Origin of the sequence: Sphingobium fuliginis, from assembly GCF_004152845.1 — a bacterium.
Classification (GTDB): domain Bacteria; phylum Pseudomonadota; class Alphaproteobacteria; order Sphingomonadales; family Sphingomonadaceae; genus Sphingobium; species Sphingobium fuliginis.
On record NZ_SEON01000001.1, the window covers coordinates 759,172 to 779,941 of the forward strand.

General features: G+C 63.9%; 18 protein-coding genes. 13 read left to right on the forward strand and 5 right to left on the reverse strand.

Annotated features, from left to right (window positions below):
- Positions 1–5 precede the first annotated feature (5 nt).
- The 9 genes from EWH10_RS03890 to polA all read left to right on the forward strand — a co-directional run bounded on the left by EWH10_RS03890 (position 6) and on the right by polA (position 11,491).
- Entirely contained in the window at positions 6–680 is a 675-nt protein-coding gene (locus EWH10_RS03890; RefSeq protein ID WP_371873048.1) for a flagellar basal body L-ring protein FlgH, read from the forward strand.
- A gap of 14 nt (positions 681–694) precedes the next feature.
- Positions 695–1,933, forward strand: a complete 1,239-nt coding sequence (locus EWH10_RS03895; RefSeq protein WP_226869722.1) for a flagellar basal body P-ring protein FlgI — start codon at positions 695–697, stop codon at positions 1,931–1,933.
- The gene (locus EWH10_RS03900; RefSeq protein WP_044660328.1) at positions 1,933–2,247 is read left to right on the forward strand and encodes a rod-binding protein; all 315 of its coding nucleotides are present in this window, start codon (positions 1,933–1,935) and stop codon (positions 2,245–2,247) included. The genes EWH10_RS03895 and EWH10_RS03900 overlap by 1 nt, the downstream gene beginning before the upstream one ends.
- Positions 2,244–3,584, forward strand: a complete 1,341-nt coding sequence (flgK, locus tag EWH10_RS03905) for a flagellar hook-associated protein FlgK (RefSeq protein WP_044660329.1) — start codon at positions 2,244–2,246, stop codon at positions 3,582–3,584. Before EWH10_RS03900 ends, flgK begins: the two co-directional genes overlap by 4 nt.
- Positions 3,585–3,601: 17 nt before the next feature.
- Entirely contained in the window at positions 3,602–4,447 is an 846-nt protein-coding gene (locus EWH10_RS03910) for a flagellin (protein ID WP_025548605.1), read from the forward strand.
- 228 nt (positions 4,448–4,675) lie between these two features.
- Complete coding sequence (gene motA, locus EWH10_RS03915) at positions 4,676–5,539, forward strand: flagellar motor stator protein MotA (protein WP_007682571.1); 864 nt, start codon at positions 4,676–4,678, stop codon at positions 5,537–5,539.
- Positions 5,540–5,542: 3 nt separating this feature from the next.
- Positions 5,543–6,598, forward strand: coding sequence for a flagellar motor protein MotB (locus EWH10_RS03920; RefSeq protein WP_044660330.1), 1,056 nt, complete (start codon positions 5,543–5,545; stop codon positions 6,596–6,598).
- A gap of 342 nt (positions 6,599–6,940) precedes the next feature.
- On the forward strand, positions 6,941–8,233 hold the full coding sequence (locus EWH10_RS03925; RefSeq protein WP_130029828.1) for a hypothetical protein: 1,293 nt from the start codon (positions 6,941–6,943) through the stop codon (positions 8,231–8,233).
- A gap of 471 nt (positions 8,234–8,704) precedes the next feature.
- Entirely contained in the window at positions 8,705–11,491 is a 2,787-nt protein-coding gene (gene polA, locus EWH10_RS03930; protein ID WP_044660332.1) for a DNA polymerase I, read from the forward strand.
- A gap of 170 nt (positions 11,492–11,661) precedes the next feature.
- Here polA and EWH10_RS03935 read toward each other — a convergent pair whose 3' ends face one another.
- From EWH10_RS03935 to EWH10_RS03950, 4 genes are all read right to left on the reverse strand, one after another.
- On the reverse strand, positions 11,662–13,122 hold the full coding sequence (locus EWH10_RS03935; RefSeq protein ID WP_044660333.1) for a mannose-1-phosphate guanylyltransferase/mannose-6-phosphate isomerase: 1,461 nt from the start codon (positions 13,120–13,122) through the stop codon (positions 11,662–11,664).
- 122 nt (positions 13,123–13,244) lie between these two features.
- The gene (locus EWH10_RS03940; protein WP_025552169.1) at positions 13,245–13,517 is read right to left on the reverse strand and encodes a TFIIB-type zinc ribbon-containing protein; all 273 of its coding nucleotides are present in this window, start codon (positions 13,515–13,517) and stop codon (positions 13,245–13,247) included.
- A gap of 5 nt (positions 13,518–13,522) precedes the next feature.
- Positions 13,523–14,215 (reverse strand): Bax inhibitor-1/YccA family protein, encoded by a 693-nt coding sequence (locus EWH10_RS03945; RefSeq protein ID WP_044660334.1) that lies wholly within the window; start codon positions 14,213–14,215, stop codon positions 13,523–13,525.
- A gap of 260 nt (positions 14,216–14,475) precedes the next feature.
- Entirely contained in the window at positions 14,476–14,655 is a 180-nt protein-coding gene (locus EWH10_RS03950; protein ID WP_044660335.1) for a hypothetical protein, read from the reverse strand.
- Between the two features lie 123 nt (positions 14,656–14,778).
- On the opposite strand from EWH10_RS03950, the gene cysS reads away from it, so the two are divergent.
- The 4 genes from cysS (at position 14,779) to EWH10_RS03970 (ending at position 19,337) form a co-directional block, all read left to right on the forward strand.
- Positions 14,779–16,314, forward strand: coding sequence for a cysteine--tRNA ligase (gene cysS, locus EWH10_RS03955; protein ID WP_044660336.1), 1,536 nt, complete (start codon positions 14,779–14,781; stop codon positions 16,312–16,314).
- Positions 16,315–16,438: 124 nt separating this feature from the next.
- Positions 16,439–16,756 carry a Rap1a/Tai family immunity protein gene (locus EWH10_RS03960; RefSeq protein ID WP_044662810.1) on the forward strand — a complete coding sequence of 106 codons (318 nt, stop codon included), beginning with the start codon at positions 16,439–16,441 and terminating at the stop codon, positions 16,754–16,756.
- Between the two features lie 91 nt (positions 16,757–16,847).
- On the forward strand, positions 16,848–18,218 hold the full coding sequence (locus EWH10_RS03965; protein WP_044660337.1) for a class II 3-deoxy-7-phosphoheptulonate synthase: 1,371 nt from the start codon (positions 16,848–16,850) through the stop codon (positions 18,216–18,218).
- 369 nt (positions 18,219–18,587) lie between these two features.
- The gene (locus EWH10_RS03970; RefSeq protein WP_044660338.1) at positions 18,588–19,337 is read left to right on the forward strand and encodes a ParA family protein; all 750 of its coding nucleotides are present in this window, start codon (positions 18,588–18,590) and stop codon (positions 19,335–19,337) included.
- Positions 19,338–19,383: 46 nt separating this feature from the next.
- Here EWH10_RS03970 and EWH10_RS03975 read toward each other — a convergent pair whose 3' ends face one another.
- Positions 19,384–20,604, reverse strand: a complete 1,221-nt coding sequence (locus EWH10_RS03975; protein ID WP_065846151.1) for an MBL fold metallo-hydrolase — start codon at positions 20,602–20,604, stop codon at positions 19,384–19,386.
- Positions 20,605–20,770: the final 166 nt, after the last annotated feature.

The following is a 20,770-nucleotide window of genomic DNA, read 5'->3' on the forward strand; positions in this document are numbered from 1 at the left end:
GCCGGATGATGCGCAGAACGGCCATTTTCTTCCTCTTCGGAACCGCCCTCGCCGCATCCCCGGCCATGGCCGGCAAGAAGCGCGATGCCGAACGGCAATTTTATGCCCCCACGGTCGTTGCCGCCCCTGCCGCCCCTGCCGCCAACGGTTCGATCTTCCAGGCGTCGATGGGCTATACCCCGCTCACCAGCGGGGCGCGGGCGACCAGCGTGGGCGACATCATCACCATCGTGCTGGTCGAACGGACCCAGGCGACCAAGAGCAACAGCGCCGACACCAGCCGCGACGGCAGCATCGCCCTGACCCCGCCCAGCACCGGCCCGCTCTCCAAGATCTTCTCCGCCAGCGACATCGGCTCCAGCGGCAGCAACAGCTTCACCGGCAAGGGCGCGGCCACCCAGTCCAATGCCCTGAATGGGGAGATCACCGTGACCATCGCGGCGACCTATCCCAACGGCACGATGCTGGTGAAGGGCGAAAAGGCGCTGACGCTCAATCGCGGCGACGAATATATCCAGATCAGCGGCCTCGTCCGCCAGGCCGACATCGGCCCGGACAACCGCATCGCCTCGACCCGCGTGGCCGACGCGAAGATCATCTACACCGGCAAGGGGGAAATCGCCCGCGCCAGCCGCCAGGGCTGGCTGCAGCGCTTCTTCTCCATGATCAGCCCCTTCTGATGGACATGCACGCCATGACGTCCTTCGCCCGCCTCCCCAACTTCGTCATTCCCGCGCAGGCGGGAATCCATCTCCGGACCTCGCGTCTGGTGCAACGTCGGGAGATGGATTCCCGCCTGCGCGGGAATGACGGCGTGTGGTTGGGCAAGCGTTTAGCGCGTCGCGTAATACTCGCCCTTCTCACCGCCCTCACCCTGATCGCAGCCCCGGCCCATGCGGAGCGGATCAAGGACCTCGGCAATTTCCAGGGCGTGCGCCCCAACCAGCTGACCGGCTACGGCATCGTCGTCGGCCTGGCGGGCACAGGCGACGACAGCCTGGACTATGCGACGCAGGGCATGAAGGGCGTCGTCTCGCGCTTCGGTCTGACGCTGCCGCAGGGCATCAACCCGGCGCTCAAGAACGCGGCGGCCGTGCTGGTCACCGCCGACCTGCCCGCCTTCGCCAAGCCCGGCCAGCGCCTCGACGTCACCGTCTCCGCGCTGGGCAAGGCGAAGTCGCTGCGCGGCGGCACCCTCATCATGACCCCCCTGCGCGGCGCGGATAACGAAATTTACGGCATGGCGCAGGGCAATCTCGCCGTCGGCGGCCTGGGCGTGTCCGGCGCGGACGGCAGCCAGGTGTCGGTCAACATCCCCTCCGCCGGCCGCATTCCGGGCGGCGCGACGGTGGAGCGCGCCGTCGCCACCGGCTTCGACACCGCCCCCACCCTCACCTTCAACCTGTCCGAAGCGGACCTCACGACCGCCCTTCGCGTGGCGGACGGCATCAACCGCACCTATGGCGACCATCGCGCCAAGGCCGTGGACGCCGTGTCGATCACCATCGACGCCGCGCCGGGCGCCACCGACCGCATCATGATGATGGGCATGATCGAGAATATCGAGATTTCGCCCGCCGACGCCCCGGCCAAGGTGATCGTCAACGCCCGCACCGGCACCGTCGTCATCAACGGCGCGGTGAAGATCCATCCCGCCGCCATCGCGCACGGGAAAATCACCGTCAGCGTCAACGAATCCCCCCGCATCGTCCAGCCCGCCCCCTTCTCGCAAGGGCAGACGGCGGTGGAGCAATCCAGTTCGATTTCGATCGATCAGGAAAAGAAACCGATGATTAATTTTAAAGGTGGAGCCTCTCTGGCCGATATAGTCAAAGCGGTGAACGCCATCGGCGCCTCCCCCGCGGACATGGTCGCGATCCTCGAAGCGCTCAAGCAGGCAGGCGCGCTCAAGGCTGAACTGGTGGTGTTGTGATGCGGATTGGTGCGACTTCGGAAACGACGGCTCCGCCGGGCGGAACGCAGGACAGGGCCGCGCTGCAAAAGGCGGCGCAGCAGTTCGAGGCGATCTTCCTGCGCCAGATGATGGGCGCGATGCGCTCGGCCAGCCTGGCGGAGGGCATCAGCGATTCCAGCGCCACCGACCAGTTCCGCGACATGGCCGACGCCCGCACCGCCGACAGCATGGCGAGCCACGGCACGCTGGGCATAGCGGAGATGCTGATGCGCCAGTTCGGCGCCAAAGCCGTCGCGCCTGCCAGCGCAAATGCCGCGGATAAGGCCGAATGAGCGACCTCTTCATCATCGGCGCGTCGGGCACCAAGGCCTATCGGACCGCCATGGCCGCGATTTCCGAGAATATCGCCAATGCCAGCACGGAGGGCTATTCCCGCCGTTCGGTGACGACCATCGAATCCGGTTCGTCCACCGCCACCATGGCCGTCTACATCTCCCGCGCCAATTTCGGCGGGACGGAGGTCAAGAGCGTCAACCGCGCGACCGATCCCTATCTCGACGCGACGGTGCGCTACACCAACATGCAGCTTGGCAGCGCGGTCGCGCGGATGCGCTGGCTGACCGATTCGGAAACGGCGCTCAACGACACGGAAACCGGCATCGGCCAGCTCATGACCGGCATGTTCCAGAACATGGACAAGCTGGCCGCCAGCCCCACCGACAACTCCCTGCGGGTGACGACGCTGGACAGCATCGGCCGCGTCGCCCAGGCCTTCAACCAGACCTCGGCCGACCTGGTGCAGGTATCCAGCGGCATCGCGACCGAGGCGCAGGCTTCGGTGACGACGATCAACCAGGCCCTCTCCGCCCTCGCGGACATCAACAACAGCCTGCTGCGCGCGCAGCCGGGCACATCGGCCTATGCGCAACTGCTCGACAGCCGCGACGCGGCATTGGGCACGCTGTCCACCAATCTCAACATCGACATCGGCTTCGGCACGCATGACCAGGCGCAGGTGACGCTGAACGGCCAGACGCTGGTGCAGGGGAGCAGCGCCACGCCGCTGGCCCTCACCGTCAACACCAACGGCACGCTGGCGCTTGCGACCGGCGGCAGCACCGCCCTGGCCGCACCGACGAGCGGCACGCTGGGCGGGCTGTTCTCCGCCGCCGGCACGGTGTCGCAGCGCCGCACCAGCCTCGACACGCTGGCGCAGCAGTTCGTCGCCAATATGAACAACTGGCATGCGCAGGGGCTGACCAACGGCAGTCCGGGCGCGGCGGGCGCGCCGCTGCTGTCCGGAACGACGGCCGCGACCGTCGCCGCCCTCATCACCGACCCGGCGCAGCTTGCGACCAAGGCCGCCGACGGCACGCCCAACGGCAATCTGCTGACCGTATCGACCGTGCTGCGCGGCAATGGCAGCGTCGAACAGGGCTGGACCAACCTGATCGCCACCCACGCCAACCTGCTTTCCTCCACCAAGGCGGAGCAGACCACGGCGCAGAACCGCAGCGACCAGGCCGTGGCCGCCCGCGAAGCGGTAAGCGGCGTCGACCTCGACATGGAGGCGGCCGAACTGCTGCGCATCCAGCAGGCCTATTCGGGCAGCGCCAAGATCCTTCAGGTCGCGAAGGAAACCGTCGATGCCATTCTGCAGATCATCTGAACGGGAGCAACGGGACCATGGTCGGCATCACCAACAAGATCCTTCTGGCCGAGATTCGCCGTCAGCAGAAATTGTCGCAGGACATCGTCGATGGCCAGACCGCCATCTCGACCGGCCAGACGCTGAACAGGCCGTCGGACGACGCGCTCGCCTGGGTGCAGGTGTCGGACATCGGCCGGGCGCAGGCGCAACAGGCCGCCTGGCAGTCGAATATCAGCACCGGCACGGCCCGCGCCAACACGGCGGAGGCCAATCTGGGCGAGATGAACTCCCTGCTGACGCGCGCGCAGGAATTGATGACGCGCGCCCGCAATGGATCGCTCAGCACGACCGACAAGACGGCCATCGTCCAGGAAATGACGACGATCCGGTCGACCATCGATTCGCTGTTGAACCAGAAGGATTACAGCGGCGTACCCGCCTTCGACGATGGGCAGAGCGTGCTGGTCCCGGTCAGCCGCGGCCTCAACCTCGCGGTGGTCGGCACGCGGCAGGAAGTGTCGGAAGGGATCGACGTCAACGGCACGCCGATGACGCTCGACGCCATATTGGGCCAGAGCATCGCCGCGCTGCAAAGCGGGACCGACAGCGACGTCGCGGCCGGGCTCGACGCGATCAAGGCGGCCCAGAACCACATCGTCCTGGAACAGACCAAGCAGGGCGTGCGCAGCGACCGGCTGGACGTGATCGGCACGCGCCTCACCAATGTCGACCTCGACCTCAAGGAACGGCGCGCAGGCCTGGAATCGACCGACCTGCAGGATGTGATCTCCTCGGTATCGGCCAAGCTGCTCCAGCTTGAGGCGGCGCAGTCCGCCTTCGCCCGGATCAACCAGCAGACCCTGTTCGACCTGATCAAATAGGCGCCTGAAGCGATCCCATGGTCATCATGTTCCTGCCCGGGCAGGAACACGCCATGGCTTGGACGAACCTTCCGAAACAGAAGGATCTTTCGCCCGGAACCATCGCCATCGATTTTTCGGTCGCGCCCTAAACCACGGCATCGCCAAGCCGTATTAACCAATCGAGAGCGTCTTTCATGCGATGCTTCGATCAAGACGGCGCCTTCGGGCAGAATTTCGGGGATAATCATGTTCGCAATCATCGGCCTGGTCGTGCTGCTCGCCATGGTGTTCGGCGGCTTCATCTTTACAGGCGGCGACATCGGCCCGGTTCTGCACGCGCTTCCGCACGAAATGATCATCATCGGCGGCGCGGCCGTCGGCGCGCTGATCATCGGCAATTCGGGCTCGGACCTGAAGGCGCTGGGCGGCGGCCTGGGCAAGGTGTTCAAGGGCCCGAAATACAAGAAGCAGGACTTTCTCGACTGCATCTTCCTCGTCTCCAAGCTGATGAAGACGCTGCGCGTCGAAGGGCCGGTGGCGCTGGAACCGCATATCGAGGACCCGGCCAGCTCGACCATCTTTTCCGAATATCCGCGCCTGATGGGCGACAAGACGCTGATCCACCTGATCAGCGACACGCTGCGTCTGGTGGTCGTCTCCTCCGGCACGCTCGATCCCCATGCGGTCGAGGAAGTCATGGATAATGCGCTCAAGACCCATCATCATGAAGCGCTGCGTCCCGCGGACAACCTCCAGGGGCTGGCGGACGCATTGCCTGCCCTCGGCATCGTCGCGGCGGTGCTGGGCGTGGTGAAGACCATGGGCTCGATCGACCAGCCCCCGGCGATCCTGGGCGGCATGATCGGTTCGGCGCTGGTCGGCACTTTCCTCGGCGTTCTGCTCGCCTATGGCATGGTCAATCCCTTCGCCAACCGCTGCCGCGCCGTGATCGAGGCGGACGGGTCCATGTACCATGTCGTCAAGCAGATCATCGTCGCCTCCCTGCACGGCCATCCGCAGCCGCTGGTGATCGAGGCCGCGCGCTCCAGCCTGACCCATGCGAACCAGCCGGCCTTCGCCGAAGTGTTCGACGGCATGCGGGGCAAATAAGCCATGGCCGAGAAGAAGCGCGGCGCGAACGAGCCCGAACCCAGACCGATCATCGTCAAGAAGATCGTCGTCGACGGTCATGGCGGCCATCATGGCGGCGCGTGGAAGGTCGCCTATGCCGACTTCGTGACGGCGATGATGGCCTTCTTCCTGCTGATGTGGCTGCTGGGCGCGACCACGGAAAAGCAGCGCAAGGGGCTGGCCGACTATTTCACGCCGACCCTGGTGCAGCTCAAGGAAGGTTCGGCCGGGTCGAACGGCATGTTCGGCGGCGACAGCATGACGGCGAAGGAAAATTATCCGACCACGGGCGGTCAGGGCAATCTCGCCATCACCATCCCGCGCGACGCATCGGGCACGAAGGACCAGGGCGGCAAGGCCACCAAGGCCGCCGACCGGGTGAAGTTCGAATCGATCAGGAAGGAACTGGAGGCGCGCATGGCCCGCCGCCAGGGCATCCGCAAGCTGCTGAAGAACATCCGCTTCACCGAAACGCGCGAAGGGCTGCGCATCGACCTGATAGACGAGGCGGACTTCGCGATGTTCGCCATGGGCACCGACCGCCTGCTGCCGCAGGCGCGGGAACTGGTGAACGAGGTCGCGGCGACAATCCGGACCATGCCCAATCCGCTGATCGTGCGCGGACACACCGACGGCCTGCCATACAGCGCGGGCCAGACGATGAACAACTGGATGCTCTCCTCCGCCCGCGCCGAAGCGACGCGCAAGGCGCTCGCCGCCAGCGGCATCGGCAACGACCGCTTCGCCCGGATCGAGGGCGTGGCCGATCGCGAACCCTTCGCGAAGGGCGACGTCTACGACCCGCGCAACCGGCGCATGTCGATCATCCTGGGGTGGAGCCGCGGCGCGAACGACGGCGATGCGGACGAACAACCCGACGCCGAAACCAGGGCCGCGATCAAGGAACGCGACAACCCGATGACCATGGCCCGGACCGAAGCGCGCAAGCTCGACATGGGCGGCACCAGCCTCCCCGCAGGCGCGCAGTTGATCAACCCGACAGCACCGGGGACGTCGAACAAGCCCGGCAAGCATTGAACCAACCCGGCTGCCTTGGGTGGATTGCGGAATGGCGGCTCACGGGAAGGCGTAGGCCGACAGCGGACATTTCACCGTGACGGAAAACCCTGCTGGCGAGGTTGTCGGGCACTTTCGCAATCCGACAGTGATTCTCGGACAGTCGGAGGTTCAACACAACCGTGCAAGGTCATCTGCGACGCGATTTCCGCAAAATTACGTGGCGACTGCACAGGAATCATGTAATTGCCGTCAGGCCCCTCACTCCGGTCGGGAGGCGGATTTCTGACGTTAGCCTCTGCCAAAATGATTTGATAACTGTACTCCTGCTAGTCGAGCGTCGATTTGTCAGGAGGAACACAGATGGGCGCGGGGCAGTTGATTACGACCAAGCATAGAGGTCTTGATACTGGTTACATTTCCCTGAGGTCCGCTGATGAAGATCTCGCGGCAAGGCTACCGGAACTTCGCCTGCCCAGAATGAGTGAACAAGCGCGCGCCGCGTTTCGAGCCGTGTTGGCCTATGAAAGGCCACCCGCCAATGGATCAGTCGCTGACGTGTTACGGCTTGTCGAGGCTCGCGGCTTTTCTGCGCATCCGTGCGACTGGATTCCAGAATATAGCTGGCAATTAGGTGGCAGGCATCCTGCGCTATATCAGCCTTGGGTCGATTGGTTGTCCGAACAGGGGCTGACCAAATTTCACAAAGGTAACACGCTGACCGCCGAGAATTGCAAACGGTGGAGTAAAGGGCAGCGTCGTTGGGCACTCATAGAAATGATCCGCAATGGCCGCGACGACGATTTCAGAGCCCTGAAGGATTTCGCATCAACCCAACCCGGATCAATTCGAGCACAACTTGTCGAAGAAATTGACGCGTGGGGAAGTTTTGTTGGGTGTTATCCATGGCAAACACCGCTGCTGGAATATTTCCTGAATGACCGAGTTGCGGTCGTCAGAGACATTGCAGCCCATAAACTCGGAAAAATGGGTGCGTTCACAACTGAAGAAGCATATGCGCAAAAGCTGGCCGGCGAACTCATCGTGACAGCAGATTGTGTAAGATATCGCGAGCCGCCAGAAGCGCACATGATGTTCGTCCATTTCTATAAGGACTTTGCTTGCGTCAACTTCGATGCCCTCGCTGCTGCACTGGGCCTTGCGCCGACTGATCTGGCAAGGCGTGCTGATTTAGATGATGTCGGGCAACAGTTGATAAATGTTGCGGCAAGGACAGGCGATGCCGAGGTTCGCTCAATTCTCGCCACGCGCCTCCTCGATCTGGGCAAGGCGGGAGAGCATATCCCATTGGCCATGTTTCTGGGTGTGGCCCCACCTTCATGGAAAGATGGGCTGAGAGCAATGTTTGCATCACCATATTGGAACAGCGTGGAAGATTATCTGGGAAGCAAAACCGGGAGTCTTGACAGTGCGATGATGCGAGAATGGCCTTGTTCTCACTATATTTCGAAGACGGTAATCGCCGAGCTTGAACGGGGCGAATTGCCGGTAAACATGGCGTATGATCCATTGCGTGTTCTGGGCAAAGTCGTGGACAAGCATGCAGCGGCCGAAGTGCGGGACGAAGCGTTGGCCGCAGGAATGGCACCAGACAACCCCAGATTGACTATGCTGAAGCTCAATCTGGCACTTTAGTCAGCTACTCCAGTCACCAAAAAACTCGCGCCTTCATGGCATCCTATGTACGAAAATCAGGTGTTTTCCTTCAGCGTCCGCTTTGGAGTGCGGCAGAAAGCCAACCGAGCGACCAGCTGTGGTCGTTTCCAGACGCCACCTCCAGCGCCTGAGTGGCAGCCTTCGATCAGGCGTTACCCGAAAACCACAGAAAGCTCCAAAAACATCCTATTTCTCCAACAGGGGCCGATCAGGCCTGTCCTATTCCGCACCCGCCCGCTTATCCCACCACCCTCTTTGAAACGTCCGACCCATCCCCCCTCACGCCCACGCGCGCCCAGGCACGCGCGCGCATACACTGTGAACTTCGGACCAGAAATGACGGATTTCCGCCCTTTCCAACACATCACCCCCGCCCCGAACCGGGAACCCGCCTCCTACACCGACAACCCCACTGGAGGCGCGCGCCCTAACCCGCTATCCCCTCCCCCCATGGCCCAGAATCATCTCTATCTCGTCGACGGCAGCGGCTATATCTTCCGCGCCTATCACCAGCTTCCGCCGCTCACCAACAGGCATGGCCAGCCCGTCGGCGCAGTCTATGGCTATACCACCATGCTCTGGAAGCTGGCCGACGAACTGGGCAAGGCGGAGGGCCCCACCCACCTCGCCGTGGTGCTGGACAAGGGCAGCCACACCTTCCGCAACGACATGTACGACGCCTATAAGGCGAACCGACCGCCGCCGCCGGAGGATCTGGTCCCGCAATTCCCGATGATCCGCGACGCCACCCGCGCTTTCTCCCTCCCCTGCATCGAGGAAGCGGGGTTCGAGGCGGACGACATCATCGCCAGCTACACCAGGGCCGCCGTCGCGGCGGGCTGGCACGTCACCATCGTCAGCTCCGACAAGGACCTGATGCAGCTGATCCAGCCCGGCGTCGACATGTACGACACGATGAAGAATGAGCGGCGCGGCGCCGACTATGTCATGGCGAAATTCGGCGTCCAGCCGGAACAGCTTGGCGACGTGCTCGCCCTGATGGGCGACAGCGTCGACAATGTCCCCGGCATCCCCGGCATCGGCCCCAAGACCGCCGCCAAGCTGATCACCGAATATGGCAGCCTGGAAGCCGCGCTTGAAGCCGCCCCTTCGATGAAGAAATCGAAGATGCAGGAAAATCTCATCGAACATGCCGACATGGCCCGCCTGTCGCGCCGGCTCGTCGCGCTGCATGACGCCATGGACCTGCCCGAGCCGCTCGACGACCTGACGCTGAAGGGCATTCCGCTGGAGCCGCTGCAGGCCTTCCTCGAACATCACGGCTTCAAGTCGCTGCTCGCCCGCGCCGGCGCGCCCGCCGCGGCTGTGGCGGTCGCGACCGCCGCCGCCGCCGTCACCGAACTCGCCGCTCCCGCCGCCCCCGTGCTGGAGGAGGAACCGCCGATCGACCGCAGCCTCTACGAAACGGTGGTGACGGAAGAAGCGCTCGACCGCTGGATCGCCGCCGCCCATGCCGAGGGGCTGGTCGCCGTCGATACCGAAACCGACATGCTCGACTGCGTGTCCTGCGCGCTGGTCGGCGTCAGCCTCGCCGTCGGCCCCAACGCCGCCTGCTATATCCCGGTCGGTCATGGCGGCAAGGACATGTTCGCGGAGAAACCCGACCAGCTTCCCCTCGCCCTCGTCCTCGCGAAACTCAAGCCGCTGCTGGAGGATGACAGCGTCCTCAAGATCGGCCAGAACCTCAAATATGACATCACGGTCCTGCGCCGCCATGGCATAGAGATCTTCCCCTATGACGACACCATCGTCATGAGCTTCGACCTCGACGCGGGCCAGAGCCTCGCAGGCCACGGCATGGATGAGGCGGCGAAGGTGCACCTCAATCATATATGCATCAGCTTCAAGGATGTCTGCGGCACCGGCAAGAGCCAGATCAGCTTCGCGGAAGTCCCCCTCGACAAGGCGACCGAATATGCCGCCGAGGATGCCGACGTCACGCTGCGCCTGTGGAAGCTGTTCAAGAGCCGCGTCGCGAATGAAGGCGCGACCCGCGTTTATGAACTGGTCGACCGCCCGCTCGTCGCGGTGATCGCGAAGATGGAGCATGAAGGCATCAAGGTCGACCGCGAGGCGCTCTCCCGCCTCTCCGCCGAGTTCACCGCCGAGATCGCCAAGCTGGAAGGCGAAATCCACGGCCTCGCCGGCCAACCCTTCGCCATCGGCTCCACGCAACAGCTTGGCGCGATCCTGTTCGACAAAATGGGTTACAAGGGCGGAAAGAAGGGCAAGTCCGGCGCCTATTCGACCGACGTCACCATCCTGGAGCAGCTCAAGGCCCAGGGTGCGGAAATCGCGGGCAAGGTGCTCGACTGGCGGCAGCTTTCGAAGCTCAAGTCGACCTATACCGACGCACTTCAGGCCCAGATCAACAGGGACACCAGCCGCGTCCATACCAGCTACAGCCTGTCCGGCGCGCAGACCGGCCGCCTGTCCTCGACCGACCCCAATCTCCAGAACATCCCGATCCGCACCGAAGTCGGCCGGCAAATCCGCCACGCCTTCGTCGCGGAACCGGGCAATGTCATCCTGGCGGCGGACTACAGCCAGATCGAACTGCGCCTCGCCGCCCATATGGCCGACGTGCCCGCGCTGAAGGAGGCGTTCGCGAACGGCGAGGACATCCACGCCGCCACTGCCCAGCAACTCTTCGGGGAGGTCAACCGCGACACGCGCGGCCGGGCCAAGACGATCAATTTCGCCATCCTCTACGGCATCAGCCGCTGGGGCCTCGCCGGACGGCTGGAGATCAGCGCCGACGAAGCGCAGGACATGATCAGCCGCTATTATGAACGCTTCCCCGGCATCAGCCTCTACATCACCGACACGATCGAAAAGGCGCGCTCAAGGGGCTATACGGAAACGCTGTTCGGCCGGAAGACATGGTTCCCCCGCATCAAGGCGTCGATCCAGCATGAACGACAAGGCGCCGAACGGGCCGCGATCAACGCACCTATACAGGGCACCAGCGCCGACATCATCAAGCGCGCCATGGCCCGCATGGGCCCGGCGCTCGCGGCGGAAGGGCTGCATCAGGTCAAGATGCTGCTGCAAGTGCACGACGAACTTGTCTTCGAACTGCCGGAAGGCGATGTGGAACAGGCCAGCGCCGTCATCCGCCGCGTCATGGAAGGCGCCGCCGAACCGATCGTGAAGCTGAGCGTGCCGCTGGGCGTCGAAATCGGCCACGGCCCAAGCTGGGGCGCGGCGCACTAGAGCCAATCGACATTCAGCCCTGACGGTCTGCAAATGACGCTTTTCCGTGCTTCCGGTGCTCACCTACCTTGAGTAGGCTGCGCTCCGGGTCACGGAAAACACCATTTTCGGCTCGTCATCTTCTGAATGTCGATTGGCTCTAATCCTTGAAAGCGCGGCGCGCCAGGAATTCACCCCCGCGCGTACCGGTCCTCATACCGAACGATGTCGTCTTCCCCCAGATAGGTTCCCGTCTGCACCTCGATGAACACGACGGGAATCTTCCCCGGATTCTCGACCCGATGCTTCGCCCCCGCCGGGACATAAAGCGACTGGTTTTCCGTCAGCAGCGTCACCTCTTCATTCACCGTGACCTTGGCCGTCCCTTCGACGACGATCCAATGTTCCGACCGATGGAAATGGCTCTGCAGGCTCAATGACTGCCCCGGCTGCACGACGATCCGCTTCACCTGGAAGCGCTCGCCCGCCAGCAGGCCCTCCACCCAACCCCATGGCCGGTGATCCTTGGGGAAACTTTCCGCCTGCGCGGCGCCCTTCTTCTTGAGCGCCTCGACGGCCAGCTTCACATCCTGCGAGCGCGCCTTGTCCGCGATCAGCACCGCGTCGTTCATCGCCACCGCAATGATGTTGCTGAGCCCGATGCCGACCAGTTCCATGCCTTCACTGTCGGACCGCAGCAGCGTATCGCTGCAATCGATCGCCGTCGCCCCGCCGCTCACCGTCACTCCGGCCGTATCCGGACCGGCATGGCTCCACACCGCATCCCAGCCGCCCAGGTCGGACCAGCCAGAGCCATAGGGCACGACCGACAGATTGTCGGCCCGCTCCATGACGGCATAATCGATGGAAATGTCCGGCGCGCTGTCCCATGCTTCCGCCGCCAGCCGCAAAAAGCCCAGATCGCCTTCCGCCGCCTCGACCGCCGGCCGCACCGCCGCCAGCACGTCGGGCGCATGGGCCTCGAAGGCGGCGACCAGATCCTTCGCCGCAAACAGGAAAATCCCCGCATTCCAGAGATGATCGCCGCTCGCCAGCATCTCTGCCGCACGAACCGCATCGGGCTTTTCGACAAAGCGCGCCAGCTTGATCGGTTCGCCCGATCCATCCGGCCGGGCGACGACCTGCAAATAGCCATAGCCGGTTTCCGGCCGTGTCGGCTGAATGCCGAAGGTCACCAGATCGCCGGCATGCGCCGCCGCCAAGCCTTGGCTCACCGCCGCACGGAAGGCCTCTGCATCGGGCACCACATGGTCCGATGGCGCGACCAGCATCACCGCCCCTGGATCGTCCGCCATCAAATGCAGGGCCGCCGCCAATATGGCGGGCGCCGTGTTGCGCACCGAAGGCTCGATCATGATGGCCCGCGGATCGGCGCCTTCCTGCGCCAGTTGTTCGGCTACGATGAAACGGAACGCCGCGTTGGTCAGGACGACAGGACGGCCAAAGGCGAAACCCTCGCCCGCACCCGACAGCCGCCGCACCACGGAGCGGAACAGCGTCTCCTCGCCCAGCAACGGCACGAACTGCTTGGGATAGGATTTGCGCGACAGGGGCCACAACCGCGTCCCCGATCCACCGGCCAATATGACTGGCGTAACCTGCTGAAATTCTTTTCCTTCGATACCCGGCATGCAACTCACTCGAACAAGGCGATCCCTCCCGATGGGACCATATCCGCCCCTCTTATCGCCATTCCGTGAAAGCACCTATGAAGAAGCCGAAAAAAAGCGGCCCGCACCGGGGCCGCTTATCGTCAGTCGAACAGCTCTTCGAGAAAGCTCTTCTTCCGCTTCTTCTGATAATATCGCCCGTCGTCACGATGGTCGCGGTCCGGCCGATAGCTCGGCTGTGGAGCCGGAACCCCGCCCGCCGACCGTTCGATGATCTTGTCCAGTTCACCCCGGTCGAGCCAGACGCCCCGACATTGCGGGCAATAGTCGATCTCCACGCCTTGCCGGTCCGTCATGGAGAGCCCCACATGACAGACCGGGCAGAGCATGGCCGACACCGCGGCCTGATCCCGCATCCGGGTTACTCCCGCTCGCCGGTCAGGCTGAGCAGCATCTGGAACAGGTTGACGAAGTTCAGGTAGAGCGACAGCGCGCCCATCACCTGCATCTTCTGCGCGACTTCATGGCCGGCATAGGCGAAATATTCCGACTTGATGCGCTGCACGTCCCAGGCGGTCAGGCCAGTGAAGACCACCACGCCGATGATCGAGATGACCATCGCCATAGCCGACGAGCCGATGAAGATATTGATGAGGCTCGCGACCAATATGCCGATCAGGCCCATGATCAGGAACGACCCGAATTTCGACAGGTCGCGCCCGGTGGTATAGCCCCACAGCGCCATCGCCAGGAACATCACGGCGGCGGAGAAGAAGGCCTGCGCGATCGACCCGCCGGTGAAGACCAGGAAGATGCTGGCCAGCGACACGCCCATCACCGCCGAAAAGGCGTAGAAGGCCATGCGCGCGCCCGCCGTCGTCATCTTTTCGATGCGGAAGCTGAAGAAGAACACAAAGGCTAGCGGCGCGAAGATCGCCACCCATTTGAGCGGCGTGCCGAAGATCGCGGCGGCCAGCGCCGGCGTATTGCCGATGAAAGCGGCGACCAGCCCGGTGATGACCAGGCCGATGCCCATGTTGCGGAAAACGCCCAGCATGTGCGCGCGCAGCCCGGCGTCGGTCTGCGCCGTCTGGCTCGCACCATAGCCCGGCATACGAACGGGATTGTTCACGGCGTTATCACTCCATCCAAAAACAGTCTTGACGGATCGAGTGGCCCGGCGCGGTCTTCGTGCTACGTCAGAGGGGGGCAAACGCACACGAACCTGCACCGAGCACACTCGATGCGGTCCGACATCGCGGCTGGATGTCACATCCAACCGCCAGAGGGGCCCGGCCCGCACAAGCAATATCGGTGGGCCAACGCGCCATTGCAAGGGATGGCGCAGAGCGTCGGTCCGCCAGCAACAATTTATTACAATCGTCCGCTGACGTCGGGGTCCGGATTTTGCGGCGACATGCTCCGCCGGATCTTCGCCGCGCCGATCACGACGCCGCACACCAGACCCAGCGCAACGCCCGCTGCGACATTGCCGGTCGCCGCGCCGATCCCTGCACCCAACGCCAAGCCAAGACCGACAAAACCCGCTTTCATATACAGTCTTCCCTTTTTCGACGCCAAGCATGGCAAGAATGCCCCGGAGGATATTAAACCGGAACTCTCCCAAATAGCGAGGGCTGTTGACGCTTCGAGCGAACCGCCGCATGGCGTCATCCCATGAGCGACCAGTTCACACCCGCCCAGCAGCATGCCGATGCGCCTCTGCGCCTGTTCAACAGCCTGACGCGCACGGTGGAGGCCTTCGCCCCGATCGAGCCGCACCACGCCCGCGTCTATAGCTGCGGCCCGACGGTCTATAATTACGCCCATCTCGGCAACCTGCGCGCCTATGTCTTTACCGACACGCTGCGCCGCACCTTGCTGTGGAAGGGGCTCACCGTCACCCATATCATCAACATCACCGATGTCGGCCATCTGACGTCGGACGCGGATGCCGGCGACGACAAGATGGAAGCCGCCGCCCGCGCCCAAGCCAAGAGCATCTGGGACATAGCGGCGCGTTATACCCAGGCCTTCAAGCAGAACATCGCCGACCTCAACATCATCCCGCCCAGCGAATGGACGGTCGCCACCGACTATGTCCCGCAGATGATCGCCTTTGCGGAGAAGATCGCGCCGGCCCATTGCTACGAACTGGAAACGGGTCTCTATTTCGACAGCAGCACCGTGCCTGATTATGGCGCGCTGGCCGGGGGGCGCGACGATGCCGCCCATGCCCGCATCGATCCCGTCGCCGGCAAGCGCAACCCCAGCGACTTTGCGATCTGGCGCAAATCCCCGCCCGGCGAACAGCGCCAGATGGAGTGGGACTCGCCCTGGGGCAAGGGTGCGCCGGGCTGGCATCTCGAATGTTCGGTGATGAGCGAGGCGCGGCTTGGCCATCCGTTCGACATCCACACCGGCGGCATCGACCATCGGGAAATCCACCATCCCAACGAGATCGCGCAGAATCAGGCATTCCATGGCTGCTGCGGCGAAGCGGACGCGGCGACCGCAGGCTTCACCGGCGCGAAATGGTGGATGCACAATAATTTCCTCGTCGACCGGCAGGGAAAGATGAGCAAGTCCAAAGGCGGCTTCACCACTCTCTTCTCGCTGATCGACGCGGGCGTGCATCCGCTCGCCTATCGCCTGCTGTGCCTGGGCGCGCATTATCGCAGCGAGTTGGAGTTCAGCGCGGACAGCGTCGGCGCAGCGCTCACCCGCCTGAAACGCCTCGTCATGGGTGTCGAAAACCTGAAGGCGCGGGCCGAGGGCGTGACATGGCAGTCGCTGCGGCTGGACTGGCTGCGCGCCAATCTCCACCCCAAGCTCGCGCCCTTGCTCGAACAGTTCGACGCGGCGATCAGCGACGACCTGATGACGCCCCGCGCGCTGCCGCTTCTGGAGGAGACCATCGCCATCAAGAAGGTGCCGGTGGACGAGAAGCTCTGCCTGCTCGCAGCCTTCGATCAGGCGCTGGGCCTCAACCTGCTGACCATCGGCCGCGCAGACCTGCGCATCCGGCCCGGGGACGCGGCGATCGCGCCCGAAGAGATCGAAGCCGAACTGGACCGTCGCCAGCAGGCGCGCGCCGAAAAGGACTTCGCCCTGTCGGACGAGATACGCGACGCCTTGATCGACCGGGGGGTCGAGGTGATGGACGGCGATCCGCTTCGCTGGGACTGGCGCCTCACCCTCAACGCGACATAAGGTTCCGGCGGCTGAGCCGGACCGTGCGGCGGATCAGCCGGCCCGTTTGTACATATGTCAGGCAAGCGGGCATATTCCGCGCATGCTAAAAGCCGCAACCGCAGCGTTCATGGGAATTGGCGCCATGACGATACCGACCGTCGCTGCGCCTGCGCAAAGTTATATGTTCGAGACGGGAACGACCCTGCTCGCCAAATGCCGCAACAAGGCGCCGGAATATGCCCTGGCCTGCACCGCCTATATCGTCGGCGCGGTGGACGGCATCAAGAAGGATGTGTTCATCGGCCGGGCCAAGCCCAATTGCTGGCCCGCCCAGATGAATGCGGAGGAAGTGAAGCGCATCGTCCTCACCTATCTGACCCGCTATCCCGACCAGCGGCAGGCGCCTGCCTCGGTCCTGGTCAGCGTGGCGCTCAACGAACATTATCCTTGCCAGAAATAACGTGCCCCCGCACGCAGCCGCTATAAACTTGCGTTAGCCACTGGTTGCGCGTAGGTGCGGCCCCTATTTTACGATCTTTGGGAGACTCGACGTGGCGGCGAAGTGGACGCCGGAAAGCTGGCGCAGCCAAAAGGGCATCCAGATGCCCGTCTATCGTGACGCCCAGGCGCTTGCCGCCGTGGAGGCTCAGCTCAGCCAGTTTCCCCCGCTCGTCTTTGCCGGCGAAGCGCGCAGCCTGAAGGCCGAACTCGCCAGGGTGACGAATGGCGAGGCGTTCCTGCTTCAAGGCGGCGATTGCGCGGAGAGCTTTGCGGAGTTCCATCCGAACAATATCCGCGACACCTTCCGCGTGCTGCTGCAGATGGCGGTAGTGCTGACCTTTGCGTCCAAGCTGCCGATCGTGAAAGTCGGCCGCATGGCTGGCCAGTTCGCCAAGCCGCGCTCCGCCGATACGGAGACGATCGGCGGCGTCGAACTGCCCAGCTATCGCGGCGACAATGTCAACGACATCGCCTTCACGGCGGAGGCGCGCGAACCCGACGCGGGGCGGATGATCCGCGCCTATAACCAGTCGGCGGCGACGCTCAACCTGCTGCGGGCCTTTTCGACCGGGGGCTATGCCAGCCTGGACCGGGTCCATGGCTGGATGCTGGATTTCATGGGCCGCAGCCCCTGGGCCGCGAAGTTCGAGGCGATGGCCGACCAGATCGGACAGGCGCTCGACTTCATGCGCGCCTGCGGCCTGTCGCCCGAAACCGTGCCGCAATTGGGGGGAACGAGCTTCTACACCAGCCATGAGGCGCTGCTGCTGCCCTATGAACAGGCGCTGACCCGGCAGGATTCGCTGACCGGCGACTGGTACGACACCTCCGCGCATATGCTGTGGATCGGGGATCGCACCCGGTTCGAAGGGTCGGCGCATGTCGAATATCTGCGCGGCATCGGCAATCCGATCGGCATGAAATGCGGCCCCAGCCTGGAGCCGGATGCGCTGATCCGCCTGCTGGACGTGCTGAACCCCAGCCGGGAAGCGGGCCGGATCACGCTCATCACCCGCTACGGCCATGACAAGATCGAAGCGGGCCTGCCCAGGCTGGTCCGCGCGGTGCTGAAGGAAGGCCATCCGGTGGTCTGGTCCTGCGACCCGATGCACGGCAATGTCATTAAGGCGGCCAATGGCTACAAGACGCGGCCGTTCGACCGCATCCTGGCGGAGGTACGCGGTTTCTTCGCCGTTCACCGGGCGGAGGGCAGCTTCGGCGGCGGCATCCATGCCGAAATGACCGGCCAGAATGTGACGGAGTGCACCGGCGGCGCCGTGGCGATCACGGACGAAGGCCTTGCGGATCGTTACCACACCCATTGCGACCCGCGCCTCAACGCGGCGCAGAGCCTGGAACTCGCGTTCCTGCTCGCAGAAATGCTGAACGAGGAACTGAAGGAACGCCGGGCAGCCGCCTGATCCTTCGAAACGGAAATGATCCCGCCGCGACCATGTCTCGCGGCGGGATTTTTCTTGGCGCAATCCCCTGTGCTCGTTTGAGCGCCCTATGTCGCGGGCGCCGGATTAGCATCCCTTCTCGTTCGCGCTGAGCTTGTCGAAGCGCCACTCTTCCTTGGGAAAGCGCAGGACGGCGACAGGCTCAGTCCGAACGGATGGGCATGGACGAGGAATGATCGGCACTGGCCATCGAAACGCGCCAGCGGACCAATCCATCATCCTCTTCGACGGCGGGCTGGTAATCGAGGGTCCGGCAGGGCCCGTCACATGCACGTAACAATCCCATGATTCAGCCCTTGCTTTGGCGGTGCAGCAAGATAGCCTCCGCATATGGCAAAGGAACCGCAAGTGGCGACCATCGCCGTCTACAGCCTGAAGGGCGGGGTCGGGAAAACCACCTTCGCGATCAACCTCGCCTGGGCATCCGCAAGCATTTCGAAACGGCGGACATTGCTGTGGGATCTCGACCCACAGGCCGCGTCGAGCTGGCTGATCTCCACGGACAGCGAAAGCCGCGACGCCGCGCAGGCGATCTTCAGCAAGGATGTGGAGGTCCGCAAGCTGATCCAGCCCTCGACGGTGCAGGGCCTCGACCTGATCGCCGCCGACACCTCGCTGCGCAGCCTCGACCATCTGTTCCGGGAGATGGACAAGAAGAAGCGTCTCGCCAAGCTGATCGAGAGCCTGGGCAAGGATTATGACCGGATCATCCTGGATTGTCCGCCCGGCCTCACCGAAACCAGCGAGCAGGTGCTGCGCGCGGCGGACATGATCGTCATTCCGGTCATCCCCTCCCCCCTCGCCCAACGCGCCATGGGGGAGGTCGCCCGCTATCTGGTGCAGCGCGGCGGCAGCCATCCGCCGATCATGCCGGTCTATTCCATGGTCGACCGCCGCCGTGGCCTGCATCGCGCGGCCCTGGAATCCCAGCCCGGCTGGCCGGCCATTCCCATGGCCAGCGCGGTCGAACAAATGGCTGTCCGCCGCAAACCGCTGGGCGCCTTCGCGGCCTCATCCCCATCCGCCCAGGCCTTTGCCGGACTTTGGACGACGATCGAGCGGCAGCTCCAGAAACATTAGGGCGGCGACAGGATTTGGCGGGTCACCGCCTGCCAACAGCCCCCGCCTACTTCAACCTCGCGATCGCGCCCGGATCGCACCGCTTCTCCCCATGCGGCACGGGCGACCAGCCGGGCACCAGGATCGACTGCCCGACCCGAAGGGGCGCAAAACGCCGCCGTTCAATGCCTGCGCAACGCAGTTGGAGTTCCAGCATTTTGGGCGGGGTATCCCATTTCTCGTAGGAAAGGCGGAACGTCCCCCAATGGATGGGAATGGCGGTCGAGGCCTTGAGCGTTTCGAAAATCTGCACGGCCTGTTCCGGCCCGATATGGGAATCCGACTGCATTTGTCCGGGATGGAAGCGGAAGGCGCCGATCGGGATCATCGCCAGCCTGATCGGCCCCAGCCGTGCCGCGTCCGCGGGCCAGGCCATATCGCCAGCGCCCGTGTCGCCCGCGAAGAAGATATTGCCCGCCCGCGTGCTGACGAAGAAGCTCGACCAGAGCGCCCGGCTGCGGTCAGTGCCCCAGCGGCTGCTCCAATGATGGTTGCGCAGCACATGAACGCGATAATCCGGGCAATGCTCATAATTTTCGCACTGGATCACCGTGCCGTCGCCCAGGCCGTTCAACGCCGCGCCGCTTATCGATTGCCCCCAGTCGAGCGCCGTCGACGGAATGCCGTTGGCTTTCAGGATCGCGTCATTGCCCAGGCTGGTGACGATCTTCGGCCTGTCCCGTTTCCACAGCCTTTTCAGCGTGGGGATGTCCATATGGTCGTAATGATTGTGGCTGAGGAGGATGAGGTCGATCCTCGGCAGATCGTCGAAGCGCACGCCCGGCTGCGCCACCCGCCGGGGCCCCAGGGGCGGAAAGGGGCTGGCATGGTCGGACCAGATCGGATCGGTGAGGATATTGAGGCCCGCCGCCTGCACGAGTACGGTGGCATGTCCCACCCAGGTGGCGATCATGCCACGCGGCGCGGCGAAGGCAGGCGGGCGCGAAGGCTTGACCGCCACCATGTCGGGCCATGAGGGCCGGTCGTCCTGACCCAGCAGCCACCGCGCGATGAAACCGCGCGGGTTGCCGCCCGCCGGTGCGGGAGAGCGGATTTCCCCATCGGGATTGAAGAAGCGTTCCCCGTCATAATGGCGGCTGACCGGCCCTTCATAATAGATGCGGTCGAGAAAGGGTGGAACGACGGTCACCGCCAGGCACAGGGCCACAACCAGAAACAGCAGCGCAACGCCCAAGCCTTTGACGATTTTCCCGACGATGCGGCCCATGCCGTCTCCCGCTCCGATGACCGGACGGACATAGCGCGGTTCAAGGTATCGGCAAGCGTGGAGATGGAGCAAGGGGCAAGAGTGGAGAGCGGACGTTGATGTTGGTCTGGGTAAAGCATGCTCCTGCGCAGGAGCACCGCGCGCCTAATGGCGGAACCCGACTATC